The following is a 223-nucleotide window of genomic DNA, read 5'->3' as shown; positions in this document are numbered from 1 at the left end:
GAATACTGCAATCATTTTCTTAATAGCGTCAGGGGATGTATCAGCATTGCTTCTGAGTGTCACATCACACTGATTAACTGCCGCTTCGATAACATCACCGGGTATCACCCCCAAAATACACGCCCGCAAACGCCTTGATCCTTGGTTTGCCACCATTTCGTAGATATCGCGTGGATCTTCCAGCTTTTTCTTTCCCTGTCGCGTAAATCGAACATGCGGAACA

Annotated in this window: 1 pseudogene; it reads right to left on the bottom strand. The window is 46.6% G+C overall.

Features of this window, described 5'->3' with window-relative positions:
- Positions 1-223: pseudogene (locus ACGF5R_RS25035) on the bottom strand (hypothetical protein); the annotation flags it as partial.

Source organism: Photorhabdus sp. RM71S (assembly GCF_042879355.1).
In the GTDB taxonomy this organism is placed as follows: Bacteria; Pseudomonadota; Gammaproteobacteria; order Enterobacterales; family Enterobacteriaceae; genus Photorhabdus; species Photorhabdus kayaii.
This window is presented reverse-complemented; position numbering and strand designations above follow the sequence as displayed.